Source organism: Streptococcus oralis subsp. oralis (assembly GCF_002096595.1).
Classification (GTDB): domain Bacteria; phylum Bacillota; class Bacilli; order Lactobacillales; family Streptococcaceae; genus Streptococcus; species Streptococcus oralis_D.
Map to the genome: position 1 here is coordinate 397,223 of NZ_NCUR01000010.1, position 25,827 is coordinate 423,049.

Consider the following 25,827-nt stretch of genomic DNA (forward strand, 5'->3'; position numbering starts at 1 on the left):
AATTTACTTCCTTAGTTTAGTCCTAAAATTTGTTTTTGTCAACTTTTTACTAACATTGAAAGCGTTTCATATGATTTATTTCTATTTTTGCTGTTTTTACCCCATTCTATAGAAAGTTTTTCCATTTTAGATTGCGAATTTTTCTTGATTTTACTCTATTTTCTGAAACAAACTGAAAAATCCAAGTTAAGAACTTGGATCGATTCATTTTATTTAAAATAGTAGGAATAGTGTTGTTTACAACCTGGATTAAATGGTGCACTGCAGTAAGGACAAGCCATCTGTTTTTGGTATTCTTGGAAAGTCATTGTCCTCTTACAACCCCCACATAAGATCGGTCGATCCTCAGAAAGCATCAAGGGATAGGGCGAAAACAAATGCGTTTCCATAGCATTGTGGCACTGATAACAAGCATAGTATTTTTTACACTCATAACACTGGAGGGAAACGATATCCTTTTCACCATGGTAATGAATACATCTACCTTCATTATCAACTAACAAACCTTGAGCTTGTATCATTCCCTTTTCCTTATCTAGGCACGAACTGTAACACTTGTCCCGTCTTCCTTATAGAGGTTGATGAGCCCTTCCTTGAGAGCGCGGACCATATCCCCTGCTTGAACAGGTTGTGGAACCTTGATTGTCAAGAGTTCCATTGGATTTGGAGCACGGTCTATTTTATTGCCCTTGGCATCATGAAGATCTTCGATATAAGTTTCAAAATGTCGGAAACCTGGTCCGTAAAACTCAACTTGGTCTCCTTCATTGATAACATTCCGTTGACGAATGGTTGCCGTTTGAGTCGCATCATCATACGAAACCACTTCAGCGACAAACTTGTATTCAGGAATTTTACGACGAGCGCCAAACAACTGTTCGTTTTCAGACGGTGTACCGTAGTAGAAACCTGTTGCCAATTCACGTTGGGCAACCTTCCACATCTCGTCTACCAAGTCCTGTTTGATGGCTTCAAATTTCTCGGGACTTTCGAGATAAGCATCTACAGCCGCCTTGTAACAGTTGGTCACAGTTGAAACATAGTGGATCGACTTCATACGACCTTCAATCTTGAGACTGTCTACACCGTTTTCGATCATATCTGGAATATGGTCAATCATGGACATGTCAACGGCTGACATCGAAAATTCTTCTGGAATTTCACCTTTCAGACTCTTACGTTCTTGACCAAAAGGCATGTCATAAAGATCGTATTTCCAACGACAAGACTGAGAACAGCCCCCACGGTTGGCATCACGCATACTCATGTGGTTTGATAACGTACAGCGACCTGAGTAAGAAATACACATGGCTCCATGGACAAAGGCTTCAATTTCTACATCAGTACGTTTGCGAATCTCTGCCAATTCTTCCATTGAAACTTCACGGGCCAAAACCACGCGAGTTAGACCAAGTTCTTTCCAGAACTCTAAAGTTTCATAGTTGGTCGCACTGGCTTGGGTTGAAAGGTGGATTTCAAGACCTGGTGCTTCAGTTGCTGCAATCATAATCAAGGCTGGATCTGACACGATAACTGCGGCAATCCCGATGTCACGCAACTTACGGAACCATTCTCCAGCACCAGCTTCGTTTCCTTCGTGCATAACCATGTTAGCAGCCACATAGACCTTGGCACCGTACTTAGCAGCAAACTGGACTCCTTCTTCCATCTGTTCAAAGGTAAAGTTTCCAGCACGGCTACGAAGACCATAGGCCTGTCCACCAATGAAGACTGCATCCGCACCATATTGAACAGCTACTTTCAGCTTCTCTAAAGTTCCTGCAGGTGATAAAACCTCAGGGCGTTTTAATGTTTTTGTCATTTTTTCTCCTATTTGCAATATAAAAGTTTGACGTTTTTCCTTCTCATTTTATAGTAAATAATGGATAAAATCAAGCCTAGCCAGATTGTTTTGACAATTCTAATCTTTTCTAAAACAAAAACTAGCCTTTCTAGACTAGTTATTTTCAAGATAAAATTCAAAGCGTTCGCCCACGTATTGACTCTTAACATACTCGAAAGCCGTCCCATCTTCAAGATAAGAGACCTGAGTCAAGGCTAAAATGGCATGCCCCTTTTCGACTTCTAGATAGTGAGCAATCTTTTCCTTAGCCAATCTCGCATAAATGGTCTGTTGGGATTTGCCAATCCGGTAGCCATATTGCTGCAAGGTCTGAAAGAAATGACTGGTTACTTCTTCTTTTTTAAAATTCTTAATAAACTTTTCGGGAATAGAAGCAACTTCATAGACCAGAGGAACTTGATCGGCATACCGAACCCGCTCCATACGGATGATATTCTCAGTTGGTGAAATACCTAGCTTTGCCACTTCCTGCTCGTTGGGAATAGTTCTTCTATAGGAAATGAGCTGACTAGAGGGAACTTTCCCTTGGGATTTGACAATCTCCGTAAAACTAGTGGTGCCCCGCATTTTTTCTTGGACACGAGTGCTAGAGACAAAAGTGCCACTTCCTACACGACGCTCCAAAACTCCTTCCTCAACCAAGAGAGAGATGGCTTGTCGCAAAGTCATCCGACTGACTTGAAACTGGTCTGCAAGATCCCGTTCACTTGGCAGTCTTTCTCCTATCATCCAACGATGCTCGTCGATATCTTTTTTTATCTGATCGTGGATTTTCATATAAGCTGGTAACATGATTCTCACTTCTTTTCTTTATTTTCTCCATTGTACCGTATTTGCTAAGAAAAAGTCAAACTTTGCCTTGTTTAGTTGGTAATTCGCCCCTATTTGTGATAGAATATTGAAAAAGATATTTCTTTTGAGAAAGGAAAAAGATGAGCAAGATTTCAACTGATTTGCAAGATGTCGAAAAAATCATCGTACTAGACTATGGTAGCCAATACAACCAGCTAATTTCACGCCGTATCCGTGAAATTGGTGTTTTTTCAGAGCTAAAAAGCCACAAGATTTCAGCAGCAGAGGTTCGTGCGATTAACCCTGTAGGGATCATTCTCTCAGGTGGACCAAACTCTGTTTACGAAGAAGGTTCATTTGATATTGACCCAGAAATTTTTGAACTTGGTATTCCAATTTTGGGAATCTGCTATGGTATGCAACTTCTTACCCACAAACTTGGAGGTAAGGTTGTCCCAGCAGGTGATGCTGGAAACCGCGAGTATGGTCAATCCCCACTTACTCACACTCCTTCTGCCCTCTTTGAAGGGACTCCTGAAGAACAGATTGTTTTGATGAGCCATGGTGATGCGGTTACTGAAATTCCTGCTGATTTTGTTCGTACTGGAACTTCTGCTGACTGTCCTTATGCAGCTATTGAAAATCCAGAAAAGCACATCTATGGTATCCAATTCCACCCAGAAGTGCGCCATTCTGTATACGGGAATGATATCCTTCGCAACTTTGCCCTCAACATCTGTAAGGCTAAAGGCGATTGGTCAATGGACAACTTTATCGATATGCAGATCAATAAAATCCGTGAAACTGTAGGTGACAAGCGTGTTCTTCTCGGGCTATCAGGTGGTGTTGACTCTTCTGTTGTTGGAGTTCTTCTTCAAAAAGCAATCGGTGATCAATTAATCTGTATCTTTGTAGACCACGGTCTTCTCCGTAAGGGAGAGGCTGACCAAGTTATGGACATGCTTGGTGGTAAGTTTGGTTTGAATATCGTCAAAGCAGACGCTGCAAAACGCTTCCTTGACAAACTTGCAGGTGTTTCTGATCCTGAGCAAAAACGTAAAATCATCGGTAACGAATTTGTTTATGTCTTTGATGACGAAGCAAGCAAGCTAAAAGATGTGAAATTCCTTGCTCAGGGAACGCTTTACACTGACGTGATTGAGTCTGGTACAGATACTGCTCAAACCATCAAATCACACCACAACGTTGGTGGTCTTCCAGAAGACATGCAGTTTGAACTGATTGAACCATTGAACACTCTTTATAAAGACGAAGTCCGTGCCCTCGGTACAGAGCTTGGTATGCCAGACCACATCGTATGGCGCCAACCATTCCCAGGACCAGGACTTGCTATCCGTGTCATGGGTGAAATCACTGAAGAAAAACTAGAAACTGTTCGTGAGTCTGATGCTATTCTACGTGAAGAAATCGCTAAAGCTGGTCTTGACCGCGATATCTGGCAATACTTCACTGTCAACACAGGTGTTCGTTCAGTCGGTGTTATGGGTGATGGTCGTACTTATGACTACACAATCGCCATTCGTGCAATCACTTCTATCGATGGTATGACAGCTGACTTTGCCAAAATTCCTTGGGATGTCCTTCAAAAGATTTCTGTACGTATCGTAAATGAAGTGGATCACGTTAACCGTATCGTCTACGACATTACAAGCAAACCACCCGCAACAGTTGAGTGGGAATAATATAGAAAGTAAAAATGAATGTTTTACACCGATTCTATCGGGTTTATAGAAGTTAGAATGGTATAAATTTATCTTTTTAGAAAAGTTACCCCGCCAATTTTCCCGCCAAACTTGGCAAATAGATTACAAAAAACTCTCTTAGTGTGAATATGTACTAAGAGAGTTTTTTGTATATAAATTATCTTCTACAACAAATTAGAAAGGTATTTAGCCTTTTCTTTTGATATGCCAAAATTAAGATTACGATGACGTTGGAATAAGGTATAAAAAGTAATGAATGATAGAAAATTATTTAGTAGGTAACTAATCGGACTTTCTCCGACTGCAGTTAGCTCAACTTTTCGTTTATCCCCTAAATCTGATATAGTAACTAAGACTTGCCAACATGTATATCTACTTAAACCTGGGTGCTTCATGTAATCAAAAAAATTTCCTTGTCCAGAGTATGAAATTTCTTCAGAACTTTGCCGTTCAACACTACCGTTCAATTGTTTTGTAGCATTATACAGTATTTCTTCTATCTCAAACTTACTTAATTCACTATAAATTTGATTTGATTGTAAATTAAATTTTGTCATTGTAGTATTCTCCTTTTTGATTAGTATTTTTCCAGCTCTCTTTCTAATTCGAGCTCCTTAATTCTATCTTGTAATATTGTGTTTGAATGATGTAAGCTATAAATTTGGTCTTGCATTCTTTTAGAATTGTATTCATTTGAATAATAGTGAATAGCTTGTTGCAAATTTGATGCAATATCAGCGTTTAAAAAATATCGTATACCTGAAATATGATTATATGTTCTAAATTCAGTTGGAATGGAGTAGTACTCTTTTCGCAAAGTAGATAATAATTTTTTCTTTTCTTCCCTATATTTTTCTTGAGTCGCATTTATTATTTTATCGTATTTTATTTTTTCTTTAACAATTCTGATTTTATCTGCTACATATAGTATTACAGATAAAATCCAAATGAATATGAGAATTTCTGAAGTATAAAAGAATAGTGATACAACGAGCAAGAAAAGAACAATAGCACCGTGTATTCGTTTTTTTGTAGTTTCAAATTTTTCTTTATGAAGATTAAATTCAAGTTCATTATAATATTCATCAAATTTAGAAATCTTATCTATTTCTTCTTCTGCAATTTTAAGAGTTCGATGTGCTAACTCTTTGGTAGTTGGTCTAGGAACTGTTTTCTTTTCTTCAAGTTGTTGGGTAGGCAATTCACTATTATCATCATACATTGATTGAAGGTAGGTTAGAATAGCAAGCCCTCTAGTATAAATAATTTGATTACTAATTCTTACATATTCCTCAAAATTATCAATTTCAGATAATCGAATTAAATATCCGTCATCATCAAAAAATACAGTTAGGAAATTCTCAGATAGAAATGTCTCAAAATCTTTAAATTGGTCAAAATATTCTTTCTCATCTAAAATTGCTTTTTTAAACTCATCGTCTGGAGTCAATGTACCATCATATAAATCCCATATTACTGATAAAGCAAGGTCAAAATAATCATTATATGGAGACTGTGCTCTTTTAGGATTTATTCTTCCTTTTGGGAAAATTCCAAAATTTCCTATTTGATAATTGTTACAAATCTGATAAACTTTTTTTTCTTTACTATCAAGTTCAAACTCGAAAGGAAAATCATCGTCATGTTCAGTATATGATTTTATAATATTAAGAATCTCGTGTTGTTTATCTCTTGATAAGTTACTATATGATTTTCCATAATATTTTCGAAAAATTGCTGTACGATATGTTATAAGAGTATCGCCACTATGTACTTTATCATCATACCATTCAAAAATGTCTTTATATATTAATTTTATCAATTCAGAACGGTCAGGCTCATCTCCTTGCAATAAGAAACTGAATTTTATTGCTTTTTCTTTGTCTGAAATATATTCTTGCACACTTTTAAATGGGAAAGTCTGAAAATCTTCAAGTTTCAATATAAAATCCTCCAATCAATAACTCTCCCTCTAATTATAGTCAATTTATTGAGTATAGTCAATAGATTAATAACGATAAAATGAAATTATCTATTTAGAAAAGAGATGAGAACGATGATTTCATATAAACCCTTCTACGAGACTTTGTTTAAACAAGGAAAAACAGAATACGAATTAATTTTTCACCACGGTCTATCCAGCAATACACTACATAGAATGAAAAAAGGAAAACCAATAACTACAGCTACATTAGATACCCTATGTTTTATTTTGAACTGCAATGTGTATGATGTAATTACTTATATTCCAGATGATATAGAAGAAGTTTAAATATATGTCAAGTAAGCAATTCAATAATTCATGTAAGGAAAAATTTCCTAACTCATGTCATTTTATTTTTAAAAAATGTTCACAAAGAATCCAAGAGAAATACAAAGATTTAAAACTCAAAAGACATATTGATTTACATTCAGATGAAAAACTTATTGGGAAAATATTAAATTACTCCAATTTATCTGATTTAAGTAGGAACAATCCCTATTTAATCACTCCCAGTGTATTGAAATACTTTGTTAATGAAGAACATTATTTTAATGATGAGAATGAAGTATTATGGGGCTGTGATATAGACGAATATTTAGAAGATTTCTTTATTGAAATGATTCTTGATATTCAAGAAATTCCAGAATATTCTAAGCACTTATTGAATTTATCACTAACAAATACAGAGGATATAAGAGAATATTTTCAACAACATTTTCCTTTAGCAAGTTCTTCTTACAATGAATTAAAAGATAAATTTATTGATTTTACCTATAATCAGTTTGATACTATAGAAATTTTAGAAAATGATTCAGTATTTTTATTTAGAAAAAAAGACTCTGTCACACTATCACATAAAAATAAGGAATCTTATCTTAGCTACCAGAAACTTCCAGAAAAGTTGGATTTATTAGCAAAGTATATTTTATTACCAATAATAGATAAACTAACACTCGAAAGTTTAATTTATCGTAAATGATACAATTTTTATTTAGTACTGTATAGCATATTTTCCCCACTTCGTGTGGGGATTTTTTTGTTGTCAAAAAATTTTTATCCCCACATTTTAACTAATTAAAAATGAGACAATATGACTGTCAAGGAGGTCATGAACTGCTTGATAAAATTAATCTAGTGTGCGCACAAAGATAAAGAGGTAACAAAATGGAAAATAATATTGGAAAAGTGAGTTTTAACTCACCAAGCTTGAAAAATCTACTAATTGGTACGTCAAATGTAGAACATACTCCTACTAGTGCTTTTGTTATTGAATGTAGAGACGTTCCTAAACGTAATGAAAAAAATGAAGTCATTGATGGAACAATAAGTAAAAAAGTTTTATTGGCTCTTCAGCCAGAAATTGTTCAAGCTATTCAAGATGTTGATGGAGATTTAAGTAGCATAAAACCTTTCACTGTTGAGATATACAACGATGAATCTTTTTTGAAAAAAATTAATAATGAGTTAATCATTGCTAAAACAATAGATTTAGAAGGAGCATTATTAGCGTTAAAATGGATATCTGATGGTCGAAATGGCGGTGCTTACAGAGAATTTAAGCTCATAATTTCAGAAATAAAGTTACTGGGTGCTAAATCATGATACTGACTAAAATAAAACGAAATTTGAGTAGATATGATTTTCGTGAGGATACCCCCACTTACTTATCTATTTCAGAAACCATAGAAAACCGTAAAGAAAGGCAATGTTTTATCTTCAAGAAACTGTTTAAGGTACTCCTATTATCTCTTGTTATTACCTTTCTTTCATCACGCTTACCCTTATTAAGCGTTGTCTACAAGATAAGTATTATTGTATCTTCTACTCTTGTAGCTCTTTTTATCGGTCATGTCGCTATAAAATTATTGTTTTCGATTTATTCTCCTATCTGGAAGTACAGATTTTTAAGTATTCTTGAACTTGCAACAGAACGGCTAGACCTAATCCAACTACCAGCTAATAAAATTCAAATAAAAACAGTTGAGTGGAGATTTTATAAAGCAGATAACAGGACTGTGATTGAACTAAATCCATCGGGAACAGTTCCTAGTATTCAGCAAGTCAAAGAAATCACTAGACGGTTGACCGAATTTCTTATTCAGACTACCTATAGAGAATGGAATCTTTTAGAATCCACTATAGAGAAGAATATTATTGTTCTTAAATACGGAGAAAATCCAATGAGATATTCTGTAAGTGAATTATTTGAGATAGCCGATGACGATTACTGTATCAATTACTCTCCTATAAAACTATATAATGACATTCGCTTTGACATAGCTAGTGAGGCTTGCCACCAGATTGTTATAGCCCCTAGCGGAGCAGGAAAATCACTTTATCTTGCTGCTCTTGCTGGTATGCTAATTAAACAGGGGCATTCTGTGAGTTTAATTGACGCAAAACGAACTTCTTTAGGTGCAACCTTTGAAAACCTCGGTATTCCTGTTGCACGTACGGCAGAAGAGATTGTTCTACTTCTTGAGCAAATGGTTTTTGAAATGCAAGATACCTACAAACGTTATTTCTCTTTTTCTTCAGTTGATTTTTCAACTACTTATAGTGATTTCTCACTTCCAGCCCATTATCTAATATTTGATGAGGTGCTTGCAGCCTTAGAATCTGGCACACCTTCCCAACAAAAGGAGATGGTTAGATTGCTAAAAATACTTGCCCTAAAATCACGAGCTTCCGGACGTGGTTTACTCATCTTGGCAAGCCAAAAATTACTTGCTTCAGATTTACCACGTGCAGTAACCGAACAGTGCCAGACAAGAATTATTTTAGGAAGTGAATCAAGCATATCCGAAGAAACGTTTTACAGTGTCATGGGTAAAGAGAAAAGAGACCTTTTGGCGGAGTACAGAGGAGGAGTTGGAAAAGGATATATTTTAACTCCGAAAACAAACGGAATAAAATATTTTGAGACTCCATATTTTGATTTAGATTCAATAGATTTCAAAGATAAAATAAGGGACTTTCAAACTATTCCAAGAAAGCAGATAGAATGAACTAACTATCTAGTGAGCCAGCTTGCCCATAAGCAAGCCAGGGCTCGCTAGATGTGTATATTAGCCTGCTACTTGACATGCAGGCATGATAAGCGGAGGACTAATGACTAGAGAATTATATAACACAAAAATAATTCAATATAATCCAAATACTTTCGAGGTCATATACTATCGAAAACCAAAATTTAGAAGACTAGGAGAAACCGATACTACAGTATCTAATACTTTTAAAAGTCCAAGTGAAAAAGAACTCTATCAGCAAGCCAATAGGATAAAAAGGCGTATTCGTCACTACATGCTGTGCAATGATTTCGATTTATTTTGGACATTAACTTTTAACGACGAAAAAATCAATTCCCATGATTATTTAATCGTAAAAAAGAAAATACGCGCTTGGCTCAAAGCTCAGCGTGAAAAATATGGAAAATTTCACTATATTTTCATACCAGAATTACACAAAAATGGACGGCTTCATTTTCATGGAGTAACAGGCGGTTTTAGTCCAAAATTAACAAAAGCAAGAAATACTAAAACTGGTCGATTGATAAAAAAGAATGGCAAGCAAGTCTATAATGTTGATTCATATCAATTAGGATTTAGTACCGTTACAAAAATCGATTCTTCTGAAAAAGTTGCTAACTACATTACAAAATATATCACAAAAGATTTACTAGCTATTCCAAGTGGATATAAACAGCCAAAATATTTTTCATCTCGTGGTTTAATAAAACCGATAGTAAGCTATGAAAATTTAGAAAGAAATTATTTTGAGGGATTAACCCCCAGTTTTTCAGTAGGTCATTTAGATAATCTTGAGTACAAAGAAGATATTGCGATTTACAATCTATCAATAGATGACAATGGGGAGGTTATTCAAAATTCAACTGATACAAGAATAAAAATCAGAAGGGAACAGTAAGCGTATGAAATCATTGATTAGTAAAGACGACTTGATAAAACTAGGATATAAGAAACATACTGCAATTAGTATTATTCAAGCGGTAAAGCAGGATTTGGTGTATAATAAAGGTATACCATTCTACAATAACCGTAGACTTGGACTAGTCCCACGGGAAAGAGTAGAAAACCTTATCGGTGTAAAACTAGATGAGGAATAACAAATGGCAAAAACACGTTATAGCGGTGTGTTTGTTGATACGAAAGGAAAATATTTCTATGAAACAGAGCTAGGTATTGATAGAATCAGTGGTAAACGTATTAGAAAGAAAAGTAGAAAAGATAGCAACGGTAAGCCTTTTTCTACTGCCAGAGAGGCGTATTTAGAATTGACTCGGGTAAAACGAGAGTATCACAAAGCTCATACTTACGCTAATTACAATATGACTGTCAAGCAGTTTATTTTAGATTGTTATATACCATATTATAAATCGTATGTGGAAGAAAGTACTTATGCTGTCAGAATCAAAAATCTTGAAAAGATTGCTGAACGATTTTATAACAAGACACTACGTGGTTTGACTATTGAAGATATTCAAAACTATCGGATATGGTTACTGTCAAGTAAAGACGAAAACGGTTCTGGCTACTCTCAAGCCTACGCTAGTCTAATCTTTGGTATGTTTAGAAAGTCTCTTGATTATGCTGTAGAAATGGGTTATTTGGAAACTAATATCTCTAAGAAAGCCAAAGCTATTCCGAAAGGAAAGGCTATCGTTCCATACTGGACTAAAGTAGAATTTGAGCGTGTTATTGCTCAAATCTGTCTTGATGATTTTTATGAACATCTTAATTTCGTTATGCTTTGGACTTTTTTCATGACAGGTATTCGAGTAAATGAAGGAATGGCACTTTGGTGGAATGATATTGATTTCGATAAAAAGCGTATGCGTGTTCATCATATGCTTATTCTAAAATCAAGGAAAAACTGGCAAAGAAATGCTTATACCAAAACAAGTGATGGCAAACGTATTATTTCCCTAGATGATGATACGATTTCTATTTTAAAGCGTTGGAAAGACAGACAGAAAGAAATTGGTTTAGGCAATGAAACTGATTTTATATTTACATATGATAGCCTTCCAATGATAAAATCTACACTAGCTAGAATTATTCAACGATATTCTGAACTAGCTAATGTAAAGCGAATACAGGGTAAAGGACTTCGTCATAGTAACGCTTCTTATTTGATAAACGAGTTTAATGTATCTGTCTTGATTTTGTCGAAAAGGTTAGGTCATTCTAGCCCAGAAATTACTTTGAAACATTACTCACACCTTTGGCGTGGAGCTGACGAATCTATTGCTGAAATAATGAGTGGGAATATATCCATACATACAGCTCCAAAAACAAAAATTCAATTCAACGGGAATCAAAATCTAAAAAGATAACCCCGCCAGAAATCCCGCCAAATATATTTAAAAGGCATTGTAAACCTTAATAAATCAAGGTTTTCTGGCACTAAACCTATGAAATTTTTAATTGAGTGGGAATGATTTATAAACATGATTTGAAGTGAAATGGTTGATTTAACAGCATTTTCAGTTATTATAAAAGGTTAAAAATCAATCAAAATTGATTGGTTCCCCACCAAAAATCCCACCAGAAATATTCTGATGGGATTTTTTTATATTAAATTTTATTCTTCTATTATTTGATGCTTTACGAGCTTTCTTAAGACCTGGTTGGATACATTTATATTTGAATAAGTTTCAAAATCCCCTTTAAATCAGCGTTTCTCCGCTTTTTTTAGAAAACTAATTTCATCTAATTTGAATAAGTTTCAATTAAATGGTGTGAATTTTACCCTAAAAATACACAAATTGAGCTAGATTTTACCAAAAAATTCACACCATTTGAATTATTATTGTTTTGTACATTTGATATACGGAATACAATATAAATTATCGCAAATATCTTTCAATATACTCTATGAAGATACAAGGTTCTATACTGCTACAGCTTAACCAGTTATGCATCAGATAGATAGTCCAATTTCTGCAAAAAATTGATTCATAGAAATACATCTACCTACTATTTTAATATTTTATCAAATAAAAAATCGGTATTTTTTACCGATTAAAAGCTTTGTCTTCTAATAATTTTTGAAGATATTTCAACGGATTCTATATTTTCACCGTTAATGATTGCTAAAACACCTTCTATCATTTTTTGGGCTAACATAGCATAATTAGGAGAAATAGTAGACAGAGCTGGAGTATAATATTGCGAAATAGGAATATTATCGAATCCAATTATTGAAATATCATCAGGAATGGTAATCCCCTTCTCATAGCACGCACGAATCAGCCCTTGAACCTTCTCATCCCCAGAAACAAATATCATATCCGGATGATTTTGATTAGATAAATTATTTATAGCATATGAATAAACTGAATCAATTGTAGTTAAACCATAAATAACTTGCAAATCCATTAAATAATTTTTATCAGTCAAAAAAGTACGAATACCTTTTTCACGATCCTTATTAACAAGAGATTCCCCTCCCATAAGTAACAACATACTTTTAATATTCTCTTTTGTTACTAATTCCATCATATCATAAGTGGCTTGAAAATTGTTATTAGATACATAAACAACATCAGGTGTTCGAGATTCTCCAAAAACTATAAAAGGCATATTATTTTTCTGTAAATAATTAATCCGAATATCGTCTTTACTTTCATAAAATACTATTACTCCATCTATTAAGCTTCCTGTACTTGAAATTATTGAATTCCTAATCGTATCTTCTTCACCAAAGTATTCAACAATAGCGTTTACACCAAACTCTTTACAAGTTTGTAGAACTCTATCTAGTAAAGTTTGAAACCAAATCAAGGGAAAAGAATCAATCTTTTTAACGGAAATCAAAATGTTTGTAGTTTCTTTCTTAGTCAAATTTTTTGCATATGCATTTGGAACATACGACAACTCATCAATGACTTTTTGAATAGCTCGATAAGTTTCTTCTTTTACCTTTTCACCACCGTTAATAACACGTGAAACAGTTTTTGGAGAAAAACCTGATAAATGCGCAATATCATAAATAGTTACCTTTTTATCGTTTAAATTTTTCACTTTAGTCCTCCATTTATGATTTATCTAATTTTATTATACAATATTTACTTTTTTTAACAAGAGAATTTAGTAAAATATTTTAATGTATCTTAACAAAACTTTAATTTCAAAATTTTCTATTTTATACTCTATTCTTCCGATTCAAAAAAATAACATTGACAATTAAAATTTTTATTCTTTACAATTTTTTCTACTTCACAACTGATAAACTTGTATGAAAATAACTTACCACGAAAATATAAAAAATCATTTTCGGTAAAATCCATTGAAACTATAAAAGTATCTAATAACATTTGGACATAGCAGTCTAAGATCGGAATAATCTTTTCCTTAACAATAACTTTTGCTAATATATCATCAGCTGGTAAAGAAGACGAAAATACAATTTCACAAATATCATAAAAAGAATGAAATCTATATACTTGCACTAAAGAATTATATTCAAAATACGTTATTCTTCCACAGTCAAAATTAATATTATATACCTTCATTTATGTTTATCCTTATACTTTGCAAATAATTTCGAGTCAATTATCACCTAAAAAACAAAGGGACAAGAATAACTGCCCCTTTGTTTATTCTATATCAACTAACTTCTTCCACATAAATAACACCAACAATATTTGCTATTTCTTCCATTAGTTTAAGATGTTCAAACTTACCTGAAAGTTCTAGAGTCATAAATGATGCTATTCTTTTGTCTGGAACATCAAAATATTCAATTCTTTCAGAATTAACATCTCCAAAAGCAGTTCTTGAATCATTCAATCGAATTCCATTTTCTGCACAATAAACTAATACTCGATTATATGCCTCAGTAGATTTAACTACAATATATAATTCAATAACTTTTGAACGACTTTGAAGATATTTTTTTAAAGGCTGAAACATAGAAATCACACTCCACACAGAAATAGCTACTAACAGAGCACCTTCATAAAAACCTACTCCAATAGCTAAACCTATTCCTGCAGAAGCCCAAATTCCTGCTGCAGTTGTCAGACCCGTAACCTTCTTTTTATCTGTGATAAGAATTGTTCCAGCTCCAAGAAAACCAACACCAGAAATAACTTGAGCACCTAAACGTGTCGGATCTCCTGTTCCAAACTTATAAGATACAAATTCATTAGTCATCATAATCAAACAAGCAGCCATACAAACGATACTATGTGTACGAATACCTGCTGGTTGAGATTTACTTCCTCTTTCTAAGCCAATAATACTTCCAATGACCAAAGACAACACGACTCTAATAATAATTTCAATGTATGATAGTCCCATGCTGGATGATTGCATTACTATTTCCTTTTCTTACCACGCGGTCTCTGTGTGAAGTACAATACAGTCCCTGAAATAATCATTAGAACAATTGTATAAACAAATACAAGAGCTTGTGCATTAGATGTTGCTGTTTCATCACCTGCAGAACGAATCGTAATACCTAATGGTTGAGCCAATGGATGATAAAGGAATACAGATAAATCGAAATCGGTCAATAAAGAGTTAAAGTTGAGTGCGATAACAGAAAGAACTACCGGCAAGATGAAAGGAATAATAACCTTCATCATTGTGTAAAATGGTGAAGCCCCCATACTTCTAGCAGCATCCTCCATCTCATCATCAACACTAAATAAGATTGCACGTACCATTCTATAAGAGAATGGTATTTTTACAACAATATAAGCGATTAGCAAAATTACTAAACTACCAACTAGAATCTGGTTAAAGACTAAAAGTTGAGGTTGGTTGAAAGTGAACAATAAACTAACTGCTAGAAGTGTACTTGGTAATAGCCAAGGAAGAAGAGCTCCGTATTCGAACAAGAAATCAAATCGAGCTTTATGTTTACGAACTACTCGCGCAAACACAACAGCAAGAACTGTTGCAGTAGTTGCTGCAATGATAGAATATATAAAGCTGACTAGGAATGGAGAAAACGCAACACTATTACTAAAGAACAATCTGTAATTATCAAGAGTAAAGTTTGATAATGATAAGTTTCCTGACTGTATTGCAACTGGGTCAGTAAATGAATACAATACAATGAAAATCAATGGTAACATGAAAACAGTGAACAAAGCATAAGCAACAATATGAGCAATGATATTCCATGGTTTAGATGTGATTTTTTGTTTTTTCAAAGGTGCTTTCGTTTTAGAAATAGAAATATAATTTCCGCCTTTTTCGATCTTGTTCATAATAGTAAGCAAAATCGTAGTGGCAATACCCAAAATAATTGCTAGAAAGGCGGCTAAGTCACGAGAATTTCCCATTCCAGCAAATGTTATGATCATTGGGTTAATAGTTTGGAATTCTTTCCCACCAACAATCATAGGTGCTGCTACTGCTGATAACCCACTTAGAAAAACCATAATTGTCAGAGCGAATAAAGTAGGAATTAGAGTTGGCAATACTACTTTTCTAAACACTGTAAATGGTTTTGCACCCATATTACGTGCAGCTTCAATAGTATGATAGTCTACACTTCGAATTGTATTAGTTAGGAATAAGGTGTGATTAGCAGTACCAGAAAATGTCATAATAAATAGAACTGCACCATAACCAATAAACCAGTTAGGATCTAAAGATGGAATAATACTTTGTAAAAATTTGGTAATCATGCCATATGGTCCATAAACGAATTTATAACCAGTAGCCAAAACTACTCCACCGTAGATTAGTGACGTCATGTATCCTAGTTTTAATATTTTAGCTCCTTTAATATCAAAATATTCTGTAAACAATACACAAAGTACACCAACAACATTAACAGTTATAATTAGTGAGAATGCTAACTTGAAACTGTTAAAAATACTCTGAATCGCACGTTGAGATTTAAAAGCTCGTTGTACGACATCAAGTGAAAACTCCCCACCTTTCACAAATACATTAACTACTAAATCAAAGTTTGGATAAATGATGAAAGTTACCAAGAACCAGATTAAGCCTAAACGAATGAGCCAATCTTTCCAATTTAATTTATGACGCATACTGCACCTCCTTAAAATTGCAGAACGTCTGATGGTGTGATAAATAATTCCACACTTTCTCCGACAGATCTAATAGCTGACTGACTATCGATACTTGTTACATTAAGAATTTGATTTTCAGATACCTGAACAGTATAGTGAATTGTAACTCCTGAAAATTCCACATCAATAATTGAACCTTTTAAGACAAAATCCTGATCCGTTTCACGTTTGAAGCGAACTTTTTCTAAACGAATGTAACCTTTTTTATCTTCCAAAAGAACATGAGCATTATTTAGAAGAATTCCGTGAACAGTTTCATCTGTAAGTACGTTAATGTCTCCAATGAAATCACATACAAATTCTGTTTGAGAATTATGATAAATTTCTACTGGTGTTCCCACTTGTTCAATAAAACCATTATTAAAAACAGCAATCCTATCAGATAGCGTTAACGCTTCCTCTTGGTCATGTGTAACATATAGAGTCGTAATTCCCAATTCTTTTTGAAGACGTTTCAACTCTTTTCTCAAATCCACACGTAATTTTGCATCTAGGTTTGACAAGGGTTCATCCAAACATAGGATTTTAGGTTCCAGAACAAGAGCACGAGCTAAAGCTACACGCTGCTGTTGTCCTCCAGATAATTCTGAAACGTTACGTTGCAATTGTTGATCTGAAATCTTAATTTTAGCAGCCACTGCAGAAACCTTGGCTTTAATAACATCTGGAGCAACTTTTTTAACCTTTAGACCGAATGCAATATTATCAAAAACTGTCATTGTTGGAAATAGTGCGTAAGATTGGAATACGATCCCGATTCCACGTTTTTCTGGCTCCATATGAGTAACATCTTTCCCATTAACCTCAATGCTTCCAGATGAAGGGTCTAAAAAACCTACCAAAGCTCTCAAAGTTGTTGATTTACCGCATCCAGATGGTCCAAGGAAGGTAAAGAATTCTCCTTCCTTAATATCTAAATTTAGATTATCAATCGCGATAAAATCACCGTATTTAATTTGAATGTTATCAAATTTAATCATATTACTAACTTCCTTTACTTATAAATGAAAAGTCTCTCTTAATTTCTCATGTAGGTTTAGAAACTTTAGAGAGACCTGGAATTTTAAAAATTACACTTATGCCCTATTTTACATATTCTAGTTCAGCTTTTTCAACCCATTCATCCAAATGTTTTCCAACAGCTTCCCAATCAATACTTTGCGGTTTCACTTGATCAACAAATTTCTTAGTAGCTTCTGGTAACTCTTTCACTGCCTCAGTATTTGCAGGAATAGAACCAAAGTTTTTGCTGTACTCTACTTGAATTTCTGTTTGACCAAACCAATCAATAAATTCTTTAGCTAAAGCTTGTTTCTTACTAGTATTCAAAATCATTGTTTGTTCAGTTACAAACGGAACACCAATTTCAGGAGACATTACTTTAAATACAACATTTTGTTCTTTTTGTCCAACTAATGCACCAGAACCCCACATCATACCGTACTGGATTGGGTCGTCCTTATCTAACATTTTAACAATTGAACTTTCACCCTTTTGAAGAGTGTACGCATTTTCCAAATATTCTTTAGCTGCTTGCCAACCTTTTTCAGAAACGCCTAATTCTCCTTTATCATCGAGATAGCGAACAAGGATACTTGCCAAGATCGCACGCCCTGTTCCCCCTGAAAGTCCAGAAATTGAATATTTACCTTTATATTTGCTGCCTAACTCAGTCCAATCTTTAGGCATTTCAGTAACATCAGGAGCACCAATCAAGACCAATGGCTGAACAATTACAGGATTGTAGTAGTTATCTTTATCTGATAGAGATTGGTCAATTTTATCTAACCATTTAGGTTTGTACTGTACCAATAATTTTTGATCTCTAATTTTATTTGAATCAACAGCTCCAATACCAAATACCATATCAGCTACTGCATTATTTTTTTCAGCAATAACACGATCGGCCAACTGAGCACCTGGAATGTCAACCATTTTAATATTGAAACCAGCTTCTTTAGCCTTAGCAGTTAACCAATCCCCACGTCCGTTTGAAACAGAGTTAGAATAAATTACTAATTCTTGGCTCTTGTCAGCTTTTTCTTCTGATTGAGGTGTATCGCTCGAAGAATTTGATGAATTAGTTGAACCACCTGAACATGCTGCCAATGTTGTAACCGCAACCCCTGCAGCTAAAAACGATAATAATTTAGATTTTTTCATATGAAATCTCCTTTTTATTTTTAATTATAATTTTATTTTAAAATTTTTCACAATATGGAACAAAACGTCTCATATCTTCAAATACTGTGTAATCGATACGATTTACTGTAATGACAGGAATCTTTTCAAGCAGAACTTCCGTTAATTCCTTTTTCACTTTAGTAAACTCTTCATTTTCTTCTTCAGTTAATGGAACTCGAAGATATCCAATTGAGATATGGAATTGATAGCGATCATGATTAGGGAATCGAACACCTGCTTTTTCAGAAACATATGTTCTAATTTCTTCTAATCGTTTAGCTGATTTCTCATCGGCTGGTTCTACTAAAATGTTTTGATTTCCCATTTCAGTCACACGCATATGAATATCTTCGTTTAGCAATGGGAAAATTTCTAGTTGTTTTGCAAAGTAATCATGAATTTCTTGTAATGGCGTATCCAATGGTAGATGGCTACTCCAAAATTCTGGCTCACGATTTTCATGGCAAAGCAATTCAATTACAGTCATATGAATAGAATCTCTTGGAGTTAATGTGAATTTATCTATAAATGGTAACTCTCTATAGCGTGATTGAATGATATCAACAACTTCCATCAAATCTGAATTAGTATAAAGATTTGCTACAACTGTATTCCCCGGGAAATGATTAAATTCCCCGTTCTCTTTGAACTTAATTTTTGTTAAGTTTTTCATAAAAAGACCTTCTTTTTTATTTTTTGACATCGGTGTCATTCATGTTTATATTATACAATGTAATCGTTTACTTTGTCAAGCGCTTTCATTGTTTTTTTAATTTTTTTAATATATACATATTACAAGACTACTCGAACTTTTTTATTTATTGTATCCATTAGGATTTTTTGATTGCCAATTCCATGTATCTCTACACATGTCTTCGACATTTTTTGTAGTCTTCCAATTTAATTCCTTATACGCCTTATCCGCATTTGCATAACAAGTCGCAACGTCTCCTGATCGTCTTGGAACAATTTTATAAGGAATTGGAACCTTATTGACACTTTCAAATGTATTTACAAGTTGTAATACACTTGTGCCTTCTCCTGAACCAAGGTTATAAATATAAACATCTGTTTTTTCAGATACTTTCTCTAAAGCTTTTATATGCCCTATCGCTAAATCCACTACATGGATATAATCGCGAACACCAGTACCATCTACCGTATCATAATCATCTCCAAAAACACTTAGCTCTGGTCGCTTACCTACCGCTACTTGTGCAATAAAAGGCATTAAGTTGTTAGGAATTCCTGATGGATCTTCTCCAATCAACCCCGACTCATGAGCACCAATCGGATTGAAATAACGAAGCAACGCAATACTCCACTCTGAATCTGCTACATGAACATCTTTTAAAATTTGTTCAAGCATCACTTTTGTGTACCCATACGGATTCGTTGCACTTGTCGGCATCGTCTCAATAAGGGGAGACTGATTGTGAACGCCGTATACAGTCGCACTCGATGAAAACACAATCTTTTTAACATTAAACTCTGACATCACTTCAACAAGAGCTAATGTGCTCATAATATTATTTTCGTAGTACATTACAGGCTTTTGCACGGATTCGCCGACAGCTTTGTATCCTGCAAAATGAATTGCAGCCTCAATAGATTCTTGTTCAAAAACTTTTCTCAATCCTTGTTTATCACAAACATCTAATTCGTAAAACGCAGGACGTTGCCCTGTAATTGCTTCAATACGATCTAATACTAAAATGCTTGAGTTTGAAAGGTTGTCGACAATAACGACTTCCTTACCTAAATTTAGTAATTCTACTACGGTATGGCTACCAATATAACCAGCTCCGCCTGTTACCAATATTGCCATTTTTACTTCCTCCTAATTAATTCCAACCGATTTAACAAATCTCATAAATGCTTCATGTCCGGTTTGAGTATTCTTATAAACACCTGCATCTTCGAGAACTCTCGCAAATACTTGCCCTACTTCATGTTGAACTACGCTATGAACCTCCTCCTCTTTAAGTCCAGGATATTTTTCTTTCAATTGAACGGCCCATTCTAAATGATAATCAGCAATTGCGTTATCTTTTCCTAAAAGATATTTCTCAACTTCTTCTAACTCTGTTTTCAAACGAGGTGGTAAAATCGCAAGTCCCATCACTTCGATTAACCCAATATTTTCCTTTTTAATATGTTGTACATCTTGATGAGGGTGGTAAACACCATCTGGGTATTGTTTAGTAGTATGGTTATCTCTCAGAACAATATCCAATTCATATCTTCCATCCACTTTACGAGCAATAGGAGTCACCGTATGGTGTGGAATATCTTCAGTCTTAGCAATGATGTCTACTTCTAAATCTGAATATTCTCTCCAGATATTTAGGATTTTAGTAGCTAATTCTACCAAACGATTTTTATTTTCACCTTGTAGCCTAATCACTGACATCGGCCATTTTACAATACCTGCTTTAACATCCTCAAAGTCTTTAAAAAGAAATTCTCTCTCAAATTTTGCTTTTTCCATTGGGAAAATATGTTTTCCTCCCTGGTAGTGATTATGACTAAGAATAGAACCTCCTGAGATAGGAAGATCAGAATTTGAACCAGCAAAATACCCTGGTAAAATATCAACAATCTCCAATAATTGTTCAAATGTTTTGGACGTAATAGCCATTGGTACATGTTGACTATTCAAGAATATCGCATGCTCATTAAAATATGAGTATGGGGAATACTGGAAACCCCATACTTCGTCTCCCAGTTCCAACCGAATAATTCTATGATTTGCACGTGCTGGATAATTTATTCTCCCCTGATAACCTTCATTTTCCATACAAAGTAAACATTTTGGATAATTAGATGACTTTACCAATTTCTCTGCCGCGATTGTTTTCGGATCTTTTTCCGGTTTTGATAAATTGATTGTAATTTCAAGTGAACCATAATTAGTTTCAGTATGAAAAGCTATATTTTTAGCGATAGCTGACAATTTAATATAGTCGCTATCTTTACTTAACTGATAGAACTCTTCAACTGCATCCTGTGGCGAAACATCATATGAACTCCAAAAAATATCATTAAGGCGACTTGGTAATGGAACGATAAAATTCATCAGCTCTGCACCTAAACATTCCTTTGCCTCAGCTAAATCAGCAATTTTACCATTCTTTAAAGCTATTTCTACTAAATTGTCTTTTAATTTTTTAAGATCACTCTCATTTGAAATCTTATCAGTTCCTTCTTCACCGATTAAAGCCAATATTCTATTTTTTATATATATTTGGTCCATCGATTTATAAATTCCATATTCAATAATTTTATTAGCAAAATTATCTACTATTGTCTGCATATATACTCCTCTTTAACTATAATACTCCAATTTCCTGATAATCTAACCATTTATAAATAGATTGTGTTGTATGGGATATCTTATCAAGAATATTAATAACTTCTAAAAATACAATAGCTTCATCAACATTTGAGAATTCAATAAGAAAGTTCTCTACTACTTTGTCTCCTAGTTTTTGACATAGACCAGATATCAACTTACATTTTTTATTATAGTCATATACGTCAGGTTCATAGTTTCTATTCTTATACCATGTTAGAGTTTTCTTTAAGTGATCCCCTATAATAAAATGTATTTTTAGCATTTCATAAAATAATGGTCCCCATTCATGCATTGTATGAATATTTTTTAAATTCTTAACTATTTCAATGATTCGATCACCAATACGTTCAATATCTGTGGATAATTTTACTATAGTTATAATTCTTCTCAAATCAACAGAAACAGGATTTTGTAAACAGATGAGTTCAATACCTTTCATATCTATTGTAACAACTGCTTCATTAATAACTAAATCATTATCTATAATACTTTGTTTTTGAACTTCGGTTAAGTCATCAAATATAATTTCATATTTTTTTATTATAGAAATCCATATATCTTCTAGATTATTAGACAACTCAATAATTTCATTGTCAAAATGCTTTCTCAACATTATCTAACCTCAATAATCAATTGCACTATAAAGAACTCGTATAGATAACTGTCTTTATAGTTCATCATATGATGAAATTATTTTAAACATCAATTATCAAAATACTTGCATCATCTTTTTTACCATAAATAGGATCAATATTTGTAGATTCTTTTCTCATTTCAATTAACTCTCCAAAATTGTAGCCTGAATTTTGAGTATAAAAATCGTAAAAACCATCAGTCATTAAAACAATATGATTACTAGTTACTTCCAAACTACCATTGATAACATGATTTATACTACTTTTGTCTAGTGAACCTATCCAATATCCATCTGGTTTATTAGCTAGCTTCCTAATATTTTGTAATATAGTCTTTTTATCAGCTTCATCATTAGATTTGATTGCAAATTTTCCTTGCTCAAAAAGACAATCTACTCTATGATCTGTAATCACTTGATTGTTGACTATCATAACACAATCGCCAATCATTATGTATTCTAATTTTAAACCAGATAATTTCGCAAAAATAAAGGCAAAAGTTGGTAACTGGTAATAATCATCAAACTCACACTTATCTATCTCTATTATTTTTCTAACGTCATCTAAAGCAAGCTCGAAAATTTTCTTCAATGATAAAGAATCGTTACAATACTGCTTGAGACACTCAGAAATAAGATGAGATACTTCCGAAACTGAATAACCTATAGAGTCTTTTGAATTAAATAAATCTGTTGCTCCATCTATAATCCAGAAATATTGATTTTTGTAATCTACGCTATCTTCGTTCTCTTTAGCACTACCTTGTATTGAGCAAATTCTATCTATCTTCATAACGACGTTTTAAACTCCATTGTCCAAATAGAAGGCAAATTCCAATAATAGTTAAAAGCAACTCAACCATTTTATTTGATCCAGTTTTTGGTAATGCATGTTGATTATTTTTTGTCTTAACTACTTCACTAACATTAGTTACGTCATATTGTTTTTGTGAAATTTCTCCTGTTACTACATTACCTGAATCATGATTTGATTTTTCAATTTTATCATCTACACTATTTACTGAGTAATTATTAGCTAAATTATTTTTGTTTTCAGCTACAGGTTTTATTTCCTCTACATGCTTATCTGAGTGGTTGTCTGAGTGATTACCTGAATTTTGCGAAAAGATTTTATAACTTTCATTCTCAGTTATAATATTAAAATCACCGACACTATTATTTGTGTCTGAGCTGGTCCCATTAAAATCAGTTTTAAGTAAAGAAACATGATTTCCTGTTAAATTGGAAAGTTGATTATTTAGGACAGTGATAGTTCCAGCGGATTCTTCAATTACGATTCCGTCTTTACCTCCCGAGATGATATTATCAGATACTACCAAATTGTTGCTGACTCTTAATAATTCAATATTTGGCTGTTCTGTATTTTGCGAATTATTATGAATGATATTCTTTGTTACAGTAATATCAGTTACTTTTCCAAGATAATCTGCACTATCTTTTGCAACACGTATTGCTTTTGTTTTAGCATCAGCAATATTAAATACATTTTCAGTAATAGTCACATGTTTATTCAGATCTAATACGTCTTTAACATTTTTATAACTATAAGCATTAACTAAAGCAGCACCATTTTCACGATAGTGTTCACTTTCCTCTTTAGTTTTCTTATCAAACCTATTTCCTTTTATTAAAATATCAGTAAATCCTGTAAAGCGAACGCCCGCATACATCATATTATCAAAATGATTATTTAGAATTTTAATATTTGAAGGATTTTCAGTTGTTGCAGTTTGATAATGTGTCCCAATTGCAGTTACTAATTCACCTGATTTTTCACTTTTACCAAAATATGAATTTTGAATAGTAACATTTTCAGATTTTTTCCCATCATCATTCAAAGCATAAGGAAAACCTTTTCTAGTTAATGGTTCAATCTGAATACTCTCCTTACTTATAATTTGCCCATCTTTCATAGTTTTAGGTAAAGCTTGACCAAGAAAACGAGAATTATCGACTAATACATTTTTCGAACCTGCAATTTGAATAGCATGCCCTTGATAACTATCCTTGAATGTTACATTTTTTATAGTTACGTTATTTGAATTCCCAATAGCAAATGCACCTGAAGAATTTATAAGTGGTAGATTTTTTGCTTTAGTTCCTTCTTCATTCAAAGCACCGTTCATATCAATAGTACCACCAGAATAACTAATATCTTCTGTTGGGGCCCATTCTACTTGCGCACCATCATCCGTAAATAAACCTGTCATGAATACAATAGAAGGATGATTTTTGATATTGATACCATTTAATATGGTAGCTTTTTCATGTACTTCTAGGTGTGTATGACTTCTCAAAAAGACAATCTCTTTAACTAAATAAGTCCCCTCAGGAAAATATACTTTCCCTCCACCTAATCCTTTAGCAGCTGCATCTATTGTATCCTGAATTGCTTGTCGGTCATCATTAACCCCATCGCCTACTGCACCATAATCTTTTACACTTAAAGCCGAAATTTCAGTCCCTTTTTCTAAAGCAGTGTTACTATCTCCCACTTCATTCCTATTAGAAGTATCTGCAACTTCGTTCTCAGAACTAACTGACTTTGAATAAGTAGTAATAAAATCAGTCAAACTGTCATGATTACTAGTTAAGGAACCTTCTAAACTTTTGATAGTTGAATTAGAAAGGGCACTATTAGAAACTAGCGGAGAATCTTTCATTTCATCTTCAAAAGATCCAGTATTTACCCCATCTTCTTTATATTCCTTATTAGATATCAAAGGAGAATCAACTTTACTATCGGTTAATTGTGAGGTAGAAGAGTCAATCCCAGTAGGATTGTCATGATTACTAGTTGAAGAACCTTCTATACTATTGGTGGTCGAAGTATAAAGCTCATTCATAGATATTTGAGGAGCACTTGTAACTACTTCATCAGCAAAAACACTTTGTACCCCCAGGAATGAAACCGCTACCAAAACAGGGCACAATCCAACCTTAAGTTTCCGAATACTAAAAACCTCATTGTGAACAAAATGCTTCATAAAACACCTCCAAATTTTTTATTGTTTTTTTACTATCTATCACTAAATTTTTTTATATCAGACAAAATGACACCGCTGTCATTATCCTTATCATATATTTTCTAAATAAAATTGTCAAGGGATAACACAATAAAATACAACATTTTTTAAAGCGTAATCATATTTAAAACTTTATATCTGTTCTATAAACCAAAAATACTA

The 25,827-nt window shown here is 33.5% G+C and carries 25 protein-coding genes; 8 read left to right on the forward strand and 17 right to left on the reverse strand.

The genetic code is table 11. From position 1 onward, the window contains the following. Window positions 1–209: 209 nt before the first annotated feature. From B7714_RS06340 to B7714_RS06350, 3 genes are all read right to left on the reverse strand, one after another. Window positions 210–521, reverse strand: a complete 312-nt coding sequence (locus B7714_RS06340) for a CHY zinc finger protein (protein ID WP_084859996.1) — start codon at window positions 519–521, stop codon at window positions 210–212. 14 nt (window positions 522–535) lie between these two features. Next, complete coding sequence (locus B7714_RS06345; protein ID WP_000169096.1) at window positions 536–1,822, reverse strand: peptidase U32 family protein; 1,287 nt, start codon at window positions 1,820–1,822, stop codon at window positions 536–538. Window positions 1,823–1,957: 135 nt separating this feature from the next. Continuing rightward, a complete protein-coding gene (locus tag B7714_RS06350) occupies window positions 1,958–2,656 on the reverse strand; it encodes a GntR family transcriptional regulator (protein ID WP_084859997.1) in 699 nt (232 codons plus the stop codon). Between the two features lie 140 nt (window positions 2,657–2,796). Here B7714_RS06350 and guaA point away from each other — a divergent pair, with 140 nt between their 5' ends. After that, window positions 2,797–4,359: a glutamine-hydrolyzing GMP synthase gene (guaA, locus tag B7714_RS06355; protein ID WP_084859998.1), complete on the forward strand. Its 1,563-nt coding sequence runs from the start codon at window positions 2,797–2,799 to the stop codon at window positions 4,357–4,359. Window positions 4,360–4,544: 185 nt separating this feature from the next. On the opposite strand, the gene B7714_RS06360 is transcribed toward guaA, so the two are convergent. Both B7714_RS06360 and B7714_RS06365 read right to left on the reverse strand, forming a co-directional pair. Further along, the gene (locus B7714_RS06360) at window positions 4,545–4,937 is read right to left on the reverse strand and encodes a hypothetical protein (RefSeq protein WP_000159996.1); all 393 of its coding nucleotides are present in this window, start codon (window positions 4,935–4,937) and stop codon (window positions 4,545–4,547) included. A gap of 20 nt (window positions 4,938–4,957) precedes the next feature. Further along, a complete protein-coding gene (locus tag B7714_RS06365; protein WP_084859999.1) occupies window positions 4,958–6,322 on the reverse strand; it encodes a hypothetical protein in 1,365 nt (454 codons plus the stop codon). 114 nt (window positions 6,323–6,436) lie between these two features. Here B7714_RS06365 and B7714_RS06370 point away from each other — a divergent pair, with 114 nt between their 5' ends. The 7 genes from B7714_RS06370 (at window position 6,437) to B7714_RS06400 (ending at window position 11,720) form a co-directional block, all read left to right on the forward strand. Beyond that, window positions 6,437–6,652 carry a helix-turn-helix domain-containing protein gene (locus B7714_RS06370; protein WP_000626832.1) on the forward strand — a complete coding sequence of 72 codons (216 nt, stop codon included), beginning with the start codon at window positions 6,437–6,439 and terminating at the stop codon, window positions 6,650–6,652. A 4-nt stretch (window positions 6,653–6,656) separates the two neighbouring features. Further along, window positions 6,657–7,343 (forward strand): hypothetical protein, encoded by a 687-nt coding sequence (locus B7714_RS06375; RefSeq protein ID WP_070479304.1) that lies wholly within the window; start codon window positions 6,657–6,659, stop codon window positions 7,341–7,343. 185 nt (window positions 7,344–7,528) lie between these two features. Continuing rightward, on the forward strand, window positions 7,529–7,966 hold the full coding sequence (locus tag B7714_RS06380) for a hypothetical protein (RefSeq protein WP_070479306.1): 438 nt from the start codon (window positions 7,529–7,531) through the stop codon (window positions 7,964–7,966). Beyond that, a complete protein-coding gene (locus B7714_RS06385; RefSeq protein ID WP_070479307.1) occupies window positions 7,963–9,372 on the forward strand; it encodes a cell division protein FtsK in 1,410 nt (469 codons plus the stop codon). The genes B7714_RS06380 and B7714_RS06385 overlap by 4 nt, the downstream gene beginning before the upstream one ends. Before the next feature lie 103 nt (window positions 9,373–9,475). Then, complete coding sequence (locus B7714_RS06390; protein ID WP_070479308.1) at window positions 9,476–10,291, forward strand: rolling circle replication-associated protein; 816 nt, start codon at window positions 9,476–9,478, stop codon at window positions 10,289–10,291. Window positions 10,292–10,295: 4 nt separating this feature from the next. Continuing rightward, window positions 10,296–10,490, forward strand: a complete 195-nt coding sequence (locus B7714_RS06395; protein ID WP_070479310.1) for a DUF3173 family protein — start codon at window positions 10,296–10,298, stop codon at window positions 10,488–10,490. A gap of 3 nt (window positions 10,491–10,493) precedes the next feature. Beyond that, on the forward strand, window positions 10,494–11,720 hold the full coding sequence (locus tag B7714_RS06400; protein ID WP_016398787.1) for a tyrosine-type recombinase/integrase: 1,227 nt from the start codon (window positions 10,494–10,496) through the stop codon (window positions 11,718–11,720). A gap of 688 nt (window positions 11,721–12,408) precedes the next feature. Here the strand turns inward: B7714_RS06400 and B7714_RS06405 are convergent. From B7714_RS06405 to B7714_RS06460, 12 genes are all read right to left on the reverse strand, one after another. Next, entirely contained in the window at window positions 12,409–13,410 is a 1,002-nt protein-coding gene (locus B7714_RS06405) for a LacI family DNA-binding transcriptional regulator (protein WP_000793419.1), read from the reverse strand. Between the two features lie 128 nt (window positions 13,411–13,538). Further along, window positions 13,539–13,901, reverse strand: coding sequence for a hypothetical protein (locus B7714_RS06410; protein WP_000870371.1), 363 nt, complete (start codon window positions 13,899–13,901; stop codon window positions 13,539–13,541). Window positions 13,902–13,995: 94 nt separating this feature from the next. After that, entirely contained in the window at window positions 13,996–14,706 is a 711-nt protein-coding gene (locus B7714_RS06415; RefSeq protein WP_001191972.1) for an MgtC/SapB family protein, read from the reverse strand. A 2-nt stretch (window positions 14,707–14,708) separates the two neighbouring features. Next, a complete protein-coding gene (locus B7714_RS06420) occupies window positions 14,709–16,400 on the reverse strand; it encodes an ABC transporter permease (protein WP_001216192.1) in 1,692 nt (563 codons plus the stop codon). Window positions 16,401–16,411: 11 nt separating this feature from the next. Next, on the reverse strand, window positions 16,412–17,422 hold the full coding sequence (locus B7714_RS06425) for an ABC transporter ATP-binding protein (protein WP_000589129.1): 1,011 nt from the start codon (window positions 17,420–17,422) through the stop codon (window positions 16,412–16,414). A 103-nt stretch (window positions 17,423–17,525) separates the two neighbouring features. Then, the gene (locus B7714_RS06430; RefSeq protein WP_000748691.1) at window positions 17,526–18,605 is read right to left on the reverse strand and encodes an extracellular solute-binding protein; all 1,080 of its coding nucleotides are present in this window, start codon (window positions 18,603–18,605) and stop codon (window positions 17,526–17,528) included. Between the two features lie 37 nt (window positions 18,606–18,642). Further along, complete coding sequence (locus B7714_RS06435; protein WP_000793817.1) at window positions 18,643–19,299, reverse strand: DUF1868 domain-containing protein; 657 nt, start codon at window positions 19,297–19,299, stop codon at window positions 18,643–18,645. 141 nt (window positions 19,300–19,440) lie between these two features. Then, entirely contained in the window at window positions 19,441–20,454 is a 1,014-nt protein-coding gene (galE, locus tag B7714_RS06440) for a UDP-glucose 4-epimerase GalE (RefSeq protein WP_000996574.1), read from the reverse strand. A 12-nt stretch (window positions 20,455–20,466) separates the two neighbouring features. Next, a complete protein-coding gene (gene galT / locus B7714_RS06445) occupies window positions 20,467–21,942 on the reverse strand; it encodes a UDP-glucose--hexose-1-phosphate uridylyltransferase (RefSeq protein WP_001193545.1) in 1,476 nt (491 codons plus the stop codon). 16 nt (window positions 21,943–21,958) lie between these two features. Continuing rightward, window positions 21,959–22,597, reverse strand: coding sequence for a phosphate signaling complex PhoU family protein (locus B7714_RS06450; RefSeq protein ID WP_084860000.1), 639 nt, complete (start codon window positions 22,595–22,597; stop codon window positions 21,959–21,961). 82 nt (window positions 22,598–22,679) lie between these two features. Then, window positions 22,680–23,411 (reverse strand): PP2C family serine/threonine-protein phosphatase, encoded by a 732-nt coding sequence (locus tag B7714_RS06455; protein WP_081730851.1) that lies wholly within the window; start codon window positions 23,409–23,411, stop codon window positions 22,680–22,682. Continuing rightward, a complete protein-coding gene (locus tag B7714_RS06460) occupies window positions 23,398–25,626 on the reverse strand; it encodes a glycosyl hydrolase family 28-related protein (protein ID WP_084860001.1) in 2,229 nt (742 codons plus the stop codon). The genes B7714_RS06455 and B7714_RS06460 overlap by 14 nt, the downstream gene beginning before the upstream one ends. Between the last annotated feature and the right edge of the window lie 201 nt (window positions 25,627–25,827).

Excerpts from the sequence above, each read along its gene's own strand:
- B7714_RS06420 (WP_001216192.1), bottom strand. The coding sequence starts at position 16,400 with ATGCGTCATAAATTAAATTGGAAAGATTGGCTCATTCGTTTAGGCTTA.
- B7714_RS06340 (WP_084859996.1), bottom strand. The coding sequence starts at position 521 with ATGATACAAGCTCAAGGTTTGTTAGTTGATAATGAAGGTAGATGTATT.
- B7714_RS06360 (WP_000159996.1), bottom strand. The coding sequence starts at position 4,937 with ATGACAAAATTTAATTTACAATCAAATCAAATTTATAGTGAATTAAGT.
- B7714_RS06455 (WP_081730851.1), bottom strand. The coding sequence starts at position 23,411 with ATGAAGATAGATAGAATTTGCTCAATACAAGGTAGTGCTAAAGAGAAC.
- B7714_RS06400 (WP_016398787.1), top strand. The coding sequence starts at position 10,494 with ATGGCAAAAACACGTTATAGCGGTGTGTTTGTTGATACGAAAGGAAAA.
- B7714_RS06415 (WP_001191972.1), bottom strand. The coding sequence starts at position 14,706 with ATGCAATCATCCAGCATGGGACTATCATACATTGAAATTATTATTAGA.
- B7714_RS06345 (WP_000169096.1), bottom strand. The coding sequence starts at position 1,822 with ATGACAAAAACATTAAAACGCCCTGAGGTTTTATCACCTGCAGGAACT.
- B7714_RS06425 (WP_000589129.1), bottom strand. The coding sequence starts at position 17,422 with ATGATTAAATTTGATAACATTCAAATTAAATACGGTGATTTTATCGCG.
- galE (WP_000996574.1), bottom strand. The coding sequence starts at position 20,454 with ATGGCAATATTGGTAACAGGCGGAGCTGGTTATATTGGTAGCCATACC.
- B7714_RS06430 (WP_000748691.1), bottom strand. The coding sequence starts at position 18,605 with ATGAAAAAATCTAAATTATTATCGTTTTTAGCTGCAGGGGTTGCGGTT.
- B7714_RS06410 (WP_000870371.1), bottom strand. The coding sequence starts at position 13,901 with ATGAAGGTATATAATATTAATTTTGACTGTGGAAGAATAACGTATTTT.
- B7714_RS06385 (WP_070479307.1), top strand. The coding sequence starts at position 7,963 with ATGATACTGACTAAAATAAAACGAAATTTGAGTAGATATGATTTTCGT.
- guaA (WP_084859998.1), top strand. The coding sequence starts at position 2,797 with ATGAGCAAGATTTCAACTGATTTGCAAGATGTCGAAAAAATCATCGTA.
- B7714_RS06370 (WP_000626832.1), top strand. The coding sequence starts at position 6,437 with ATGATTTCATATAAACCCTTCTACGAGACTTTGTTTAAACAAGGAAAA.
- galT (WP_001193545.1), bottom strand. The coding sequence starts at position 21,942 with ATGCAGACAATAGTAGATAATTTTGCTAATAAAATTATTGAATATGGA.
- B7714_RS06375 (WP_070479304.1), top strand. The coding sequence starts at position 6,657 with ATGTCAAGTAAGCAATTCAATAATTCATGTAAGGAAAAATTTCCTAAC.
- B7714_RS06435 (WP_000793817.1), bottom strand. The coding sequence starts at position 19,299 with ATGAAAAACTTAACAAAAATTAAGTTCAAAGAGAACGGGGAATTTAAT.
- B7714_RS06395 (WP_070479310.1), top strand. The coding sequence starts at position 10,296 with ATGAAATCATTGATTAGTAAAGACGACTTGATAAAACTAGGATATAAG.
- B7714_RS06460 (WP_084860001.1), bottom strand. The coding sequence starts at position 25,626 with ATGAAGCATTTTGTTCACAATGAGGTTTTTAGTATTCGGAAACTTAAG.
- B7714_RS06380 (WP_070479306.1), top strand. The coding sequence starts at position 7,529 with ATGGAAAATAATATTGGAAAAGTGAGTTTTAACTCACCAAGCTTGAAA.
- B7714_RS06390 (WP_070479308.1), top strand. The coding sequence starts at position 9,476 with ATGACTAGAGAATTATATAACACAAAAATAATTCAATATAATCCAAAT.
- B7714_RS06350 (WP_084859997.1), bottom strand. The coding sequence starts at position 2,656 with ATGTTACCAGCTTATATGAAAATCCACGATCAGATAAAAAAAGATATC.
- B7714_RS06450 (WP_084860000.1), bottom strand. The coding sequence starts at position 22,597 with ATGTTGAGAAAGCATTTTGACAATGAAATTATTGAGTTGTCTAATAAT.